14 protein-coding genes and 1 pseudogene are annotated in these 13349 nt (G+C 66.6%); 5 read left to right on the top strand and 10 right to left on the bottom strand.

Going from position 1 to position 13349, the window contains the following annotated elements:
- Nucleotides 1-12: 12 nt before the first annotated feature.
- The gene (locus G6N49_RS24720; protein WP_011562543.1) at nt 13-660 is read right to left on the bottom strand and encodes a TetR/AcrR family transcriptional regulator; all 648 of its coding nucleotides are present in this window, start codon (nt 658-660) and stop codon (nt 13-15) included.
- A 61-nt stretch (nt 661-721) separates the two neighbouring features.
- Between G6N49_RS24720 and G6N49_RS24715 the strand changes: the two genes are divergently transcribed.
- Nucleotides 722-1567, top strand: a complete 846-nt coding sequence (locus G6N49_RS24715; protein ID WP_011562544.1) for an alpha/beta fold hydrolase — start codon at nt 722-724, stop codon at nt 1565-1567.
- A 95-nt stretch (nt 1568-1662) separates the two neighbouring features.
- Nucleotides 1663-2250, top strand: a complete 588-nt coding sequence (locus G6N49_RS24710) for a TetR/AcrR family transcriptional regulator (protein WP_011562545.1) — start codon at nt 1663-1665, stop codon at nt 2248-2250.
- Here the strand turns inward: G6N49_RS24710 and G6N49_RS24705 are convergent.
- Nucleotides 2228-2710 (bottom strand): SRPBCC family protein, encoded by a 483-nt coding sequence (locus G6N49_RS24705; RefSeq protein WP_011562546.1) that lies wholly within the window; start codon nt 2708-2710, stop codon nt 2228-2230. The two genes, G6N49_RS24710 and G6N49_RS24705, sit on opposite strands and share 23 nt — an antisense overlap.
- Nucleotides 2707-3542, bottom strand: a pseudogene (locus G6N49_RS24700) (SDR family NAD(P)-dependent oxidoreductase). Before G6N49_RS24700 ends, G6N49_RS24705 begins: the two are co-directional and overlap by 4 nt.
- Nucleotides 3543-3627: 85 nt before the next feature.
- On the opposite strand from G6N49_RS24700, the gene G6N49_RS24695 reads away from it, so the two are divergent.
- A complete protein-coding gene (locus tag G6N49_RS24695; RefSeq protein WP_011857475.1) occupies nt 3628-4284 on the top strand; it encodes an SGNH/GDSL hydrolase family protein in 657 nt (218 codons plus the stop codon).
- A 16-nt stretch (nt 4285-4300) separates the two neighbouring features.
- Here G6N49_RS24695 and G6N49_RS24690 read toward each other — a convergent pair whose 3' ends face one another.
- Nucleotides 4301-7207, bottom strand: a complete 2907-nt coding sequence (locus G6N49_RS24690) for an MMPL/RND family transporter (protein ID WP_011562549.1) — start codon at nt 7205-7207, stop codon at nt 4301-4303.
- Nucleotides 7204-7632 (bottom strand): MmpS family transport accessory protein, encoded by a 429-nt coding sequence (locus tag G6N49_RS24685; RefSeq protein ID WP_011562550.1) that lies wholly within the window; start codon nt 7630-7632, stop codon nt 7204-7206. The genes G6N49_RS24690 and G6N49_RS24685 overlap by 4 nt, the downstream gene beginning before the upstream one ends.
- Nucleotides 7633-8001: 369 nt before the next feature.
- Between G6N49_RS24685 and G6N49_RS24680 the strand changes: the two genes are divergently transcribed.
- Entirely contained in the window at nt 8002-8448 is a 447-nt protein-coding gene (locus G6N49_RS24680) for an Rv1352/Rv1906c domain-containing protein (protein ID WP_011857476.1), read from the top strand.
- A gap of 4 nt (nt 8449-8452) precedes the next feature.
- On the opposite strand, the gene G6N49_RS24675 is transcribed toward G6N49_RS24680, so the two are convergent.
- The 3 genes from G6N49_RS24675 to G6N49_RS24665 form a co-directional block, all read right to left on the bottom strand.
- Nucleotides 8453-9184 (bottom strand): ZIP family metal transporter, encoded by a 732-nt coding sequence (locus tag G6N49_RS24675; RefSeq protein ID WP_011857477.1) that lies wholly within the window; start codon nt 9182-9184, stop codon nt 8453-8455.
- A gap of 13 nt (nt 9185-9197) precedes the next feature.
- On the bottom strand, nt 9198-9458 hold the full coding sequence (locus tag G6N49_RS24670) for a hypothetical protein (RefSeq protein ID WP_011562553.1): 261 nt from the start codon (nt 9456-9458) through the stop codon (nt 9198-9200).
- Between the two features lie 131 nt (nt 9459-9589).
- Nucleotides 9590-9988 (bottom strand): heme-binding protein, encoded by a 399-nt coding sequence (locus G6N49_RS24665; RefSeq protein WP_011562554.1) that lies wholly within the window; start codon nt 9986-9988, stop codon nt 9590-9592.
- A 416-nt stretch (nt 9989-10404) separates the two neighbouring features.
- Between G6N49_RS24665 and G6N49_RS24660 the strand changes: the two genes are divergently transcribed.
- A complete protein-coding gene (locus tag G6N49_RS24660) occupies nt 10405-11367 on the top strand; it encodes a hypothetical protein (protein ID WP_011562555.1) in 963 nt (320 codons plus the stop codon).
- Nucleotides 11368-11439: 72 nt separating this feature from the next.
- On the opposite strand, the gene G6N49_RS24655 is transcribed toward G6N49_RS24660, so the two are convergent.
- Both G6N49_RS24655 and G6N49_RS24650 read right to left on the bottom strand, forming a co-directional pair.
- Nucleotides 11440-12795: an APC family permease gene (locus G6N49_RS24655; protein ID WP_082967781.1), complete on the bottom strand. Its 1356-nt coding sequence runs from the start codon at nt 12793-12795 to the stop codon at nt 11440-11442.
- A gap of 105 nt (nt 12796-12900) precedes the next feature.
- The gene (locus G6N49_RS24650; RefSeq protein WP_011562557.1) at nt 12901-13254 is read right to left on the bottom strand and encodes a VOC family protein; all 354 of its coding nucleotides are present in this window, start codon (nt 13252-13254) and stop codon (nt 12901-12903) included.
- Nucleotides 13255-13349 lie beyond the last annotated feature (95 nt).

Raw genomic sequence — 13349 nt, 5'->3', positions numbered from 1 at the left:
AACAGTCGCCGTTCATCTCGGTGTGGCGAACCGCCCGGCGATCCCGTCGATCAGCCGATCGCAGACCGCGTACATCTCCACCAGTGCCTGCTCGGCATCCTCGGCCCGGGAGATGTAGAGGGCGGCCTCGTCGAGTGCGCCCAGCACCATGTGTGCCGTCGGCCGCACCGGTTGCTCAGGGATGGCGCCGTCGGCGATGGCCTGCGCCAGCATGGCCTCGATCACCCCGAGGCCGTAGTGGGCACCGATCTCACGCCACCGCTCCCATCCGAGCACTGCCGGAGCATTGACCAGCGCGATGCGATGGATGTCAGGGGACGCGCACCTCTCGAGAAAGAGCCTGGCACCCGCCCGCATCGCCGCCAGGTGGTCAGACGCCTCGCCTGCTTCGATGGCGCCGGCGATCTCCGCCACCAGTTCCTGCTCCACCTCTTCGTAGACCGCCTCGAACAACGCGGATTTGTCGGCGAATTGGTGATAGAGCGCGCCACGGGTCACGCCCGCCGCTTCGACGATCGCCTGCGTGGACACGTCGGTGAACGGCTGCTGCGCGAACAGCCGCCGGCCGGCCGCGACGAGCCGGGACCTGGTCTCCGCGGTGCGCTGCGCCTGCGTCCGCCGAACTGGCTTGGCCGCAGCAGACGCGTCGTTGACTTTCATACAGTCTGCACGTAACTTTCATACTAGGTGTTTGTAAGTTCCAGATCGAAGGGTAGCCGACATGCCCACTCTCACGTTGCCGACCGCAACCATCAACTACCGCGTCGCCGGTCCGGAGAACTCGCAGTTCCCGCCGGTGGTGTTCGTCCACGGTGCGCTCGTCGACCACCGGCTGTGGGATCCCGTGGCAGATATTCTGTCGGCCAAAGGTTTTCGCTGCGTGCTACCCGACTGGCCGTTGGGGTCGCACCGCATCCCGGTCGACTCCGAACTGTCGCCGACAAGTGTGGCCGCAATGGTCCATGACCTCCTCACGACGCTCGGGCTGGATGACGTCACGCTGGTCGGCAACGACACCGGCGGCGCAATCTGCCAATTGGTGGTCGACGCATACCCGGACCTGATCGGCCGCCTGGTCCTCACGAATTGCGATGCCTTCGACAAGTTCCCACCCTTCCCGTTCAACGTGGTCTTCGCGATGTTGCGCGGCCAGGTGTCGATCAAGGTGCTGACCGAGCTGATGCGGGTCCGCGTGTTGCGCCAGTCGCCTCTCGGGTTCGGGTTGCTGAGCCGGCCGCATCCCGAGCTCACCGCGTCGTGGCTGGAGCCCTGCAGGACGGACGCCGGTGTGCGCGCGAATCTGGCGACGCTGCTGAGGCACATCGCCGCAACGGATCTCACCGTCGTCGCGGACCGGCTACCGCAATTCACCAAGCCGGTGCGGCTGGTGTGGGGTATGCGGGACCGCTGCTTCACTCCGGCGCTGGGCCGTCGGCTGACAGGTCAGTTCCCCGACGCGACGATGGTCGAGGTGCCGGACGCGAGCACGTTCGTCGCCCTGGACGCGCCGCACGCGGTCGCCGATGCGGTGGAAGCGCTGTCACGGAGTGCGACCGGCGCTCAGTAGCGGCCGCAACCGCATACCCGGTCTACCGAGTGGCGTCACGCGAACCCCCGTCAACTGGGAGCGCGATATCATTTGCGCGTGCAAGGGCAGCATCGATGGTGACTCCGCGCAGTCGCCGCTCGGACGCGTTCGCCAACGTCCACCGCATCGTCGCCGCCGCCCGCGAGGTGTTCGGCCGTGACGGCGTCAACGCGACGCTGAGCCAGGTGGCCGAAGCCGCCGGCGTCGCCAACGCCACGCTCTACCGTCACTTCCCGAACCGTCGCGCCCTGGCCGCCGCCGTCTACGAGGACATCGTCGTCACCGACATCAAACCGGCGATCCTCGCACTGGGCCGCGATGCCCCACGCGCAGCGTTCATCGACGCCCTCGCCCACCTCGAGGACGTCATGTTCCGCCAGCGTCCGCTGCTGACCTCGATCGGTGACCTCGCCGACCTCACCGCACAGTTGTTCACGCGCGACCGCGAGCAGTTCGACGACATGATCATGCAAGCGCAGGCGACGGGTGCGCTGCGGCCCGACCTCACCGCCGACGACGTGGCGACGTTCGTGGCGATGGTGACCACCGCGTCGGTCGCGATGAACCAGCCACGGCCGGTGCGGCGCCGCTACCTCAGCCTGATGTTCGATGCGCTCAATCCCGCTGCGGCCGAGCCACTTACGACACCCGACCACCGCTGAACCGGTCGCGCAACCGGCGCAGTGTCGCCTCGATGCCCGTCGCGTTGCGCTTGGCGAATCCGGTCCGCTCGTAGTAGCCGATCCGGTCCTTGAGCACACCTGTGTCGCGGAAGTCGAAGGTCTCCGTCACCCGCGTCCGCGTCGGCGAGATCTCCTCGAACTCGAACCGCCAGTGGTGGCCGAACGGATGCCGCCATTCGACCAGCCGATCCGGGTTCAGGGCGGTGACGGTGCTGGTGATCCGGTACGGCACCCCGAACATCCGCATCTTCGTCGAGAACCGGGCACCCGCAACCAGATTCGCGGGCGCATCGATGTTGGCGCCCACGGTGCCGGATCCGTCGAACTCGTGGTGGCGCCGCGGATCGGCGACCACCGCGAACACCTCCGCCACCGGCGCGTCGACCTCGACGGACCGACTGACCTGACCCGGTCCGTTGTCTACCATCGAAACCGTCATGACACCGCCCTCTCGCCCAGCAGTTCGAGGCTGTTCTCCCACAGCCGTTCGGCCATTCCCGCGTCGTCGGCGAGCTTGTTCGCCTTGGCCACCTTGTGCTTGTGGTAGTACTCCCCGGAGCGCCAGTCCACGCCAGGGGTCGCCGAGGCCAGCCACACCAGTTCGTCGCTGCCCTGTTCGGTCCCGATCAGCGCGAGGTGCCGAAGCGGGCTGCGGTAGATCACCCCGAACATCGGATTGTCCACCTCGGCACTGAAATTCGACGCCACCGGCCCGGGATGGAAAGCGGCCGTGGAGATCCCGGCACCGTGGTAGCGGCGGTGCAGTTCCTTGGTGAACAGGATGTTGGCCAGCTTCGACGAGCTGTAGGCGACCGATCCGCTCTGCTTCTGTACCGCGTCGAGGTCGTCGAAGCCGGTACGGACGAACTTGTTGGCCATGCTCGAGGTGTTGAGCACCGACGCACGGCACTGCACGAGCCGGTCGAGCAGCAGCGTGGTCAGCAGCACCGGTGCGAGATGGTTGACCTGGAAGGTCTTCTCGAAACCGTCGACGGTGGTCTCTCGGGTGTTCATCATCCCGCCGGCATTGTTGGCCAGCACGTCAATCCGCGGGTACGCGTCGAGCAGCCGTTGCGCGAGGTCGCGCACCTGCGCGAGATCGGAAAGTCGGCGACGAACGAATCCGCCTCCAGCGCGTCGGCCACGGCCGCGGTCTTCTGCGGCGAGCGCCCGACCACCACGACGTTCTCGCCGCTGCGGCTCAGCCGCTTGGCCGCGGCGGCACCCACACCGTCGCTGGCACCGGTGATGACGATCGTTCTTCCGGCCACAGGCCCGCCCCTCTCGTCGACTCCACGAGGGTAACCCGCACCGGTAATCCCCTCCGGCGCACCGTGTCGGCGCTACGGTCATCGCATGGCCATGAAACGTGTTCTGTGCTTCGGGGACTCGCTGACCTGGGGGTGGGTCCCGGTCGAGGACGGGGTGCCCACCGAACGCTATCCGCGCGACGTGCGGTGGACCGGCGTCCTCGCCGACGAACTGGGCGCCGACTACACCGTCATCGAAGAAGGGCTCAGCGCACGCACCACCTCAGCCGACGACCCCAGCGATCCGCGACTGAACGGTGCGGCCTACCTACCGGCCTGTCTGGCCAGCCACCTGCCACTGGACCTCGTCGTGATCATGCTCGGCACCAACGACACCAAGGCGTACTTCCACCGCGAACCGCTGGACATCGCCATGGGGATGGGGATCCTGGTCACCCAGGTCCTCACCGCCGCGGGCGGCGTCGGCACCGTGTATCCGGCACCCCGGACCCTGGTCGTCGCCCCGCCGCCGCTGGCGCAGATCCCCCACCCGTGGTTCGACCTGATCTTCGCGGGCGGGCACGAGAAGACCGCCGCACTGTCGAGCGCCTATTCGGCGCTGGCCTCGCACATGAAGGTCGACTTCTTCGATGCCGGCTCGGTCATCAGCACCGACGGGGTCGACGGCATCCACTTCACCGAGCAGAACAACCGGGACCTCGGCGCGGCGCTGGCCGCGCAGGTGCGCACGCTACTTTCGTAGCGCGCGCACCTGTCCGTCAGACGCTCGTGGGTTCGGGTGCCTTCGGCGGAAGCCCGGGCCCTGGTGAAGGCCACGGCGACGGCACCGGCTGGTTGCGCACCCGCTGCGGCCACCAGAACCACTTGCCCAGCAACGCCGCGATCGACGGCGTCATGAAGGCGCGGATGACCAGGGTGTCGAACAGCAGGCCCAGGCCGATCGTCGTACCCACCTGGGCGATCACCGTCAGCTCACTGACCGCCATCGAGATCATCGTGAACGCGAACACCAGACCGGCCGCGGTCACCACCGAGCCGCTGCCGCCCATGGCCCGGATGATGCCGGTGCGCAGACCCGCACCGATCTCCTCCTTGAGCCGGGAGACCAGGAGCAGGTTGTAGTCCGCGCCGACCGCCAACAGGATGATGACCGACATCGCCATCACCATCCAGTGCAGTTCGATCCCGATGATGTGCTGCCAGATCAGTACGGACAGGCCGAACGAGGCGCCCAGCGACAACACCACCGTGCCGACGATCACCGCGGACGCCACCACGCTGCGGGTGATGAGCAGCATGATGATGAAGATCAGTGCGAGCGAGGCGATTGCGGCGATCAACAGGTCGTAGGTGTTGCCGTCGTTCATGTCCTTGAACATCGCGGCGCTACCGCCGAGGTAGATCGTCGACCCTTCCAGCGGGGTGCCCTTGACGGCCTCCTTGGCGGCGGTCTCGATCTTGTCGATCTTGGCGATGCCCTCGGGGGTCAGCGGGTCACCGTCATGGCTGATGATGAACCGCACGGACTTGCCGTCGGGTGAGATGAACTGCTCCATACCGCGTTTGAAGTCGGCGTTGTCGAACACCTCGGGCGGCAGGTAGAACGAGTCGTCGTTCATCGATGCGTCGAAGGCCTCGCCCATGACGGTCGTATCGCCCTGCATCGCGGTCGCCTGATCCTGCATTCCCTTCTGGGTGGAATACATGTTCAGCATCATGACCTTCATGGTCTTCATGGTCTCGATCATCTTCGGCATCAGCGCAACCATCTGCGGCATCAGCGTGTCGAGGCGTTCCATGTCCGGGATGATCGCCTTGATGTCGTCGGTCATCACGTTGATGCCGTCGAGGGTGTCGAACACCGACCGGATCGCGAAGCAGACCGGGATGTTGTAGCAGTGCGGTTCCCAGTAGAAGTAATTGCGGATCGGCCGGAAGAAGTCGTCGAAATTGGCGATGTGGTCGCGCAATTCCTCGACGTCGACGGTCATGTCCTTCATCTTGGCGACCATGCTGTGGGTGACGTCGGCCATCTGCACGGTGATGCCCTGCATCGTCTCCATGTTGTCGATGGTCGTCTGCATGTCCTCGGCCTGTTTGAGCATCTGCGCCGTCAGGCCCTCGTTGTACTTCTCGGTCAGCTTCTGCTGGGTGCCCTGCATACCGATCATGAACGGGATCGACGTATTCGAGATGGGCTTACCGTCGGGCCGGGTGATGGACTGCACCCGCGAGATGCCCTCGACCCCGAAGATCGCCTTCGAGATCTTGTTGATGACCAGGAAGTCCGCGGAGTTCCGCAGATCGTGGTCGGTCTCGATCATCAGCAGTTCCGGGTTCAGCCGGGCGTTGGAGAAGTGCCGGTCCGCTGCCGCGTAGCCCTCGTTGGCCGGCAGATCCGCGGGAAGGTAGTTGCGGTCGTTGTAGTTCGTGCGGTAGCCGGGCAGCGTCAGCAGACCGATCAGCGAGAGCGCGATAGTGGCGATCAGGATCGGTCCGGGCCAGCGCACGGTCGCCGCACCGACCTTGCGCCACCCGCGGACGCGCATCGCCCGCTTGGGCTCGAGCAGGCCGAACTTGCTGGCGACGGTGATCATCGCCGCACCCAGGGTCAGCGAGGTGAGGACGACGACGACCATGCCGATCGCCAGCGGAACACCGAGAGTCTGGAAGTACGGCAGCCGGGTGAAGCTGAGGCAGAACGTGGCACCGGCGATGGTCAGACCGGAACCGACCACGACGTGCGCGGTTCCGTGGAACATCGTGTAGAACGCGGTCTCTTTGTCCTCTCCGAGACCTCGGGCTTCCTGATATCGGCCGATCAGGAAGATCGCGTAGTCGGTGGCCGCCGCGATGGCCAGCGTGACCAGCAGGTTGGTGGCGAAGGTCGAGAGCCCGATGATCTCGTGGTAGCCGAGGAACGACACCACACCGCGCGCGGCCGCCAGTGACAGCACCACGGTGACGAGCATCAGCAGCACGGTCACGATCGAGCGGTAGACGAGCAGCAGCATCACGATGATCACCGTGAAGGTGACCATCTCGATCAACCGCATACTCCGGTCGCCGGCGATGTGCTGATCGGCGGCCAGGGCGGCCGGACCGGTCACGAAGGCCTTGACGCCCGGCGGCGGTTCGAGGCTTCCGACGATGTGCTGTACGGCTTCCACCGACTCGTTGGCCAGCGCCTCACCCTGGTTACCGGCGAGCTTCACCTGAACATAGGCGGCCTTGCCGTCGTTGCTCTGCGAGCCCGATGCGGTCATCGGGTCGCTCCAGAAGTCCTGCACCGACTGGACGTGCTTGGGGTCGGCTTCGAGCTTGTCGATCATGTCGTCGTAGAACGCGTGCGCGGCGTCCCCGAGCGGCTCCTCGCCCTCCAGCACGATCATCACGTTGCTGTCGGAGTCGCCCTCTTCGAAGACCTCGCCGACGCGTTGCATCGAGATCATCGCCGGCGCGTCGTTGGGGCTCATCGACACCGCGCGCATCTGCCCGACCTCTTCGAGCTGCGGGACGATGACGTTGAGGACCGCGACGATGGCGATCCAGACGAGGATGATCGGCACGGCGAGCGCGCGGATGGTCCGTGGGATGAATCCCCGGTGCGGGGGCTTCTGCGGCGGGAAGGCGTCGGTGCGCGCGTCGGTCGTGGGCGCGCTCATGCGGACTTCACGAAGCAGTAGGTCAGGGCGTTCACGCCGGTGGCGGTCCTCTCGTCTTTCACTTCGTCATCGACGATGATTCGGCAGGTGATCGAATCGCCGTCGCCCTGGGCGAAGATGTTGGGGGCGGCGGACGCCTCCGTTGTCTCGAGGGTGATCTCCCAGGGAAGTGCTGTGTTGTCCAGGCGTTGCGGTTTGGAGTCGAGGTCGAGGTAGTTGATGTTGGCGTAGCTTCCGCTACCGGTGATCTCGTAGCGGACGACCTTCGGGTCGAACGGCTCCGGGTCATCGGCGAAGACCCTTGGCGTGACGGTGATGCCGTCGGCACCGAAGAAGCCCCGGATGCGGTGCACGGTGAACCCCGCGATCAGCACCACAACGACGACAACAATGGGTATCCACGCCTTCTTGGCGACACTCAACATTTATCTATTTCCCCGACAGTCGCTGGCTCGTCGTCACAATCAACCGGCCATACGGAACACGGTCGCGCCACCCGGTGTGGCGGTATCCTCTCGCAGAGGAGCGGCGGGTGCGATACCGCGACCCGTACCGGCCGTCCACGCCGATGCGTCGGATACCGCATCACTGCAGCTCATCGCCACTGTGGGCACGCCGGCTCCTCCTTGATTCCGCTAAAAACTTAGCCAGTATAAACAGGAACCTTAGTGTATTTAAATGCCTGTCGCAGCCGCCTCTCAGCACCGGAGACTGCGATCACGCACACCCGCTCGGTGTGATCGGCGTCACATAGCTGGGCAACGCTTAGCTCAGCTAGCGGTACGATCCCGGGCATGAAGGCAATCAGGCTCGCCGCGGCGGCCGCCGTCTCGGTCACCCTGACCGTGCCGTTGGCTGCCGCTGCCCACGCCGACCCCGAGCCGTCACCGCCGCCTGCGCCCCCGGCGCCCGCGTCGACCATCGACAAGGACGGCACCTACAAGGTGGGCGTCGACATCCTGCCGGGCACCTACAACGCCGGGGCGTCCGGCGACGGTATGACGTGCTACTGGAAGCGGGTCGGCGCCGACGGCAAGCTGCTCGACAATGCGCTGACCAAGAAGGCGGCGTCGGTGCGGATCGAAGCGACCGATGCCAGCTTCACGACCAACGACTGCCAGACGTGGCAGCTGGCCGCGTGCGGCACCGCATGCCCGCCGCCGCCACCGCCGCCGGGCCCGCTCGAGATGCTGGGTCAGTTGGGCGGCATGCTCGGCCGCGCCAAGGGCCCGATGCCCTGACGCCTCAGGCGGCGAGCATGAACGACAGGAAGAACCCGCCCGCCGTCGCGAACGCGTTGAGGGGCCGGCCGTGCTCGAACGCCTCCGGCATCAGGGTGTCGGCCAGTGAGGCGAGCACAGCGCCGCCGGCGAAGGCCAGCGCCAGGGCGAGGACCTCCTCGCTGAGCGCGCCTGCCGTCGCCCGGCCGAGCACCACGGCCACGGCCAGCAGGGCCGCACACGCCAGCCAGGTGAGAACGACTGTGCGCCCGGACATTCCGGAGTTGCGCATGGCGACGGCGCCGACGAGCGACTCCGGTAGGTTCGAGAAGAAGATCGCCGCCAGCAGGGACAGCGACGCACCACCCACCAGAGAGACGCCGAGCGCCAGGTTCTCGGGGACCCCGTCCAGCGTGACGGCTGCGAGCAGTGCGAGACCGACCCCGCGGCGAGCGCCCGAGGCCGCGACCTCGCGCGCGTCAGGCCCCGCCCGCCCGCTGACGTAACGGTCCAGGAGGGTGTCGGCGGTGACGAAAGCTGCTGCGCCGGCGAGCAATCCGAGCCCGGCGTGCCAGCCGCCTGCCATCGCGAACGCCTCTTCGAACAATTCGAAGGTCAGTGCCGAGATGAGCGCGCCGCTGGCGAACGCGAGCAGGACACCGGTGACCCGTTTCGGCGGACTCCACCGCACTCCGGCCAGGGCGCCGAAGACCAGCGCGCTCGATGCCGCTACGCCGAAGTACGCGGCGGTCAACACGGCGGCCGTGCGACTAGGTGGTGGCCGGCACGACCTGTGCGGGGGCGATGTCCTGGCGCTGCCGCTCGCGGGCCTGGGCGCTGAAGCACAAGATGCTGGCCGCGAAGCTCAGTACGGCGATCACCCCGGCGGTCGCCGCGACCGCCAGATCCGACATCCCCACGCTGGCAAGGCATACCGCGAGCGCGATGACCGCGGTGAAGTTCAGGAACAGCGCGGTGGTGGCGATTGCCTCGGTGGTCGCGTCGGCGGGGGCTGGCACACGCTCGGCCATCGGGATCTCCTCTTCGTACTGCGTTCGAGCTGCAGGTGTTGGGGTCTTTGTTACCCGCGGGGCAACAACTCAAACGGCCCGCCGTCGCGACACTCGGTCGCGGCGACGGGCCGTCGAGGGACCTGCCTGGATCAGCCGGCCATGAACTGGTCGTAGGCCGAGGCGAGCTGCGGCGACAGGACGGTGACGTTGCACTGACGCTGCGTATCGCCGATCGGGGCCAGGATGCCGCGCAGTTCGTAGTACTCCTGCGGGTTGGCGGTGAAGTAGCCGCGGATGTCGGCCTCCGCCTGCGGGCGGGGCTGGCTCATGGCGGCGGTCACCACCTGGTTGGCGCCCGGGTGCTCGGCCAGGTACTGGCGCGCCGAGCCGGTCACGGTGCTGACGGTGTTCGCGACGCCGCTGGCAGAACAGTCGACCGCGGCCGAGGCCGTCGGCGCGGCGATCGTTGCTGCAGCCACTCCGCCGAACACGCAACCGGCGAATACACCGGCGATCCCCCGGCGAGCAGCATTACCACTGAATTTCATGATCACTTCCTCTTGGAATCTCTGAATACGGTGCGCTGTCGACAGCGCTTTCCCCGCCCCAAAGCGAAAGTACCCGAACACATAACGGGCGACTCTTGCAGAATTCGGCGCTCCGGACATCGACACTGCGCGTTACATCATCGGGCTGTGATTTGTCCCTCATTACCGCGCTTATGCTGCAGGTTCTATCCAGAAAACGCTGCGCTCTCTCAAAGTTTGCGGCACTCTCTTAATTGATCGTGATTTGCAGAGATATCGAATTGTTATATGACGACGGATGGCCGACCAAGATCAGTAGATGACCTACGTCACATCGGGCCGCAGAAGGGTTACTCGTTTCCCCGAACGGCAACCCAACCTGTGGTGCACCCGAGCGCCGACAACGATTAAGTCAACGCGAAATGGGAGCGAAACACGTGACGAAGACAGATACCACCAAGTTGCTCGCGCAACTACGCGCGATCCTCGACCTGACCAACACCGAGATCCAGGTCGCAGAGACCCGGGTCGCGCAGGCCCGTACCGAAGCGGTCCGCCGGGAGTTGGAGCAGAACGCCGCGAACGGCCGTGAGCGCGCCGAGGCGATCGAGGGCGCAATCCGCGACCTCGGTGGCTACCCCGATGTGATCGGCCCGTTCCTGGGTCGTGCGGCGGCGGCCGTGAAGGCGCTGACCGAGCAGGCGGAGCCGTTCGACGAGGCGCTGCTGGGTGACCTCGCGCTCGAGGACCAACTCCTCGACCGGTCGCGCTACCTCAAGGCGCTGGCCGTGGCCACCAAGGAGCAGGATGTGCAGGCCCTGGCCGACCGCCTGATCACCGCGCACTCCGCGACGGTCGACTGGCTGACCACTGTGCTGGCCGAGGACGCCCTCGGTGGACCGGCCGCACTGCGCCGTACCCCGCTTCAGGCGGCGGCCGGCGTCGCGGTCAGGACGGTGAACCTGCCGCTGACCTGGACCACCCGGGGCGTCGACCGCACGGTCGAGGCGCTGCGCAACACCGGACCGGCGTTCAACGAACTGGTCAACCGCGGTACCCGCGTCGGCGAGGTCGCCGGCAAGGCGCTCGGCGCTTCGCGAGATGCGGCACTGGCCGCCGCCGAGAAGGTCACCCGTGACGAAGGCGCCGGCAAGGCCGCCGACGCCCTGCACTCGGTCCGCGACGGTGCCGGTGTGCTCGACCCGTCGGAGCTGCCGATCAACGGTTACGACGAGCTGACCGTCACCGAGGCTGTCGCCGAGGTGAAGGACCTCACCGATCCGTCCGACATCCGGACGATCATCGCGTGGGAGGAAGCGCACAAGAACCGCTCGCGCGTCGTGTCCGCCGCTCAGACGCGGCTGGCCGCCATCGCGCAGGAGGTCGTCGGCATCAGCTGACCGACCCGATGACAATCGAAACCCCGCAGCTCCGGCTGCGGGGTTTCGTCGTGTCTGCAGGCGTCCCGGCCCTCAGACCGCGGTGCCCTCGCGTTTCGTGGCGATCCGCGCCAGGCCGTAAAGGACCGCGCCCACCGCCAGCATGATCGCGGCGAACGCCCACACCTTGGCGGTCTGCTGGGTCATCAGCAGCACACAAGACGCCACGCCGAGCACCGGTACCGCGGTCCACACGCGGAAGTGGTCGTGTCCGACATGATCGCGGCGCAGCACCAGCACGGCCACGTTGGTCGAGATGAACACGAACAACAGCAACAGCACCACGGTCTCGGCCAGCGTCGACAATTCACCGACCAGGGTCAGGCACATGGCCACCACGGTGGTCGCGACGATCGCCACCCACGGGGTCCGGCGCTGGGGCAGCACCCGGCTCAGCACCGAGGGAAGAAGCCCGTGTTCGGCCATTCCGTAGGTCAGCCGGCTCGACATGATCATCGTCAACAGCGCGCCGTTGGCCACCGCGACCAGCGCGATGGCGCTGAATAACCAGTCCGGCACGCCGACACCGGCCGCCGAGACCACGTCGAGCAACGGGCCCGACGATTCGGAGAGCTGGTCGGCGGGCAGTGCGACGGCGCTGGCGACACCGACCAGCGCATAGACCACACCCGCTGTGATCAGGGCGCCGAACAGCGCGGTCGGATACACCTTGCTCGGATTCCGGATCTCCTCGGCGACATTGGCCGACGTCTCGAACCCGACGAACGAGTAGTAGGCCACGATCGCTCCGGCCAGGATCGCCAGCGCCGGCGTGGCGCCGTCCGGGAACTCGACGACCCGTCCCACCTCACCACGTCCGCCGCCGACCATCATCGCCACGGCGACGATCACGATCAGCAGACCGCTCAACTCGATGACGGTCATCACCACGTTGCTCTTGACCGATTCGTTGATGCCGCGCGCGTTCAGGGCCGCCACGAGCCCGAGGAACACCATCGCGGCGGGGATCGCCGGTACGTCGATGAACGTCGACAGGTAGTCCCCCGCGAAGGCCAGCGCCAGCCCGGCGGCGCTGGTGACGCCGGCGGCCAGCATGCTGAAGCCGACGAGGAACGACACCACCGGCCGTTTGAACGCCCGCTCGGCGAAGACGGCGGCACCGCCGGCCTTCGGATACTTGGTGACCAGTTCGGCATACGAGCCCGCCGTGAGCAGCGCCAGCAGCAACGCAACCAGCAGCGGCGCCCACAGCACGCCGCCGACGTCCTGCGCCAGCACCCCCATCAGCGCGTAGATGCCCGCGCCGAGCACGTCACCGAGGATGAACAGGAACAGCAACGGCCCGGTGATCTTGCGTTTGAGCTTGCCGCCGGTCGCCGGCTCGTCCTGCACCTGTTCAGTCGCTTCCGATGACGTTTCGGGAGACATCCGTACCTCCGGCAAATGCACCGGAAGCGGGTCTTCCGGCGACAGTGCGATACCAGGTACCCAGCTCCGCGCTCGCGCAAGCCTGGTCAGCCCAGCTCAGCGCCGTCAGTAGTCGACCCGGAATCCGCCGATCAGTCGCAGGAGGTTGCCGTCCGGGTCGGTGAGCGTCGACAACCGAACGCCCTTGGCCGCGTCGACGATCGGTTCCGCCTCGATACCCCGTGCGCCGACCTCGGCCAGGTGACCCTCGAGATCGTCGACCGCGAAGTTGAGCAGCCCCGTGCCCGCCCGGTCAGCGTCACTGAAAACCTGGACCCAGCCTCCGGGCCGGACCTGCCACTCGAGCAGGGTGGGCATCGGGTTGTTGTCTGCTGGGCGGCCGAACAGCGCCGAGTACCAGCGATGGCTCCTGTCGACGTCGGACACCGGCACGACCGCCAGAAGATGGTCGATGGCCATGACGTTCTCCTTCCTCGTCGTGTGGTTTCACTGATGACGACTCCCTGACAATCCGCAACTCATCGCGTGTCCGGGTTTCACCGGTGGCCTACCCT

Source organism: Mycolicibacterium monacense, from assembly GCF_010731575.1.
Taxonomy (GTDB): Bacteria; Actinomycetota; Actinomycetes; order Mycobacteriales; family Mycobacteriaceae; genus Mycobacterium; species Mycobacterium monacense.
Note: the sequence above shows the minus strand (reverse complement) of the source record. Positions and strands in the feature narration are given on the sequence as shown.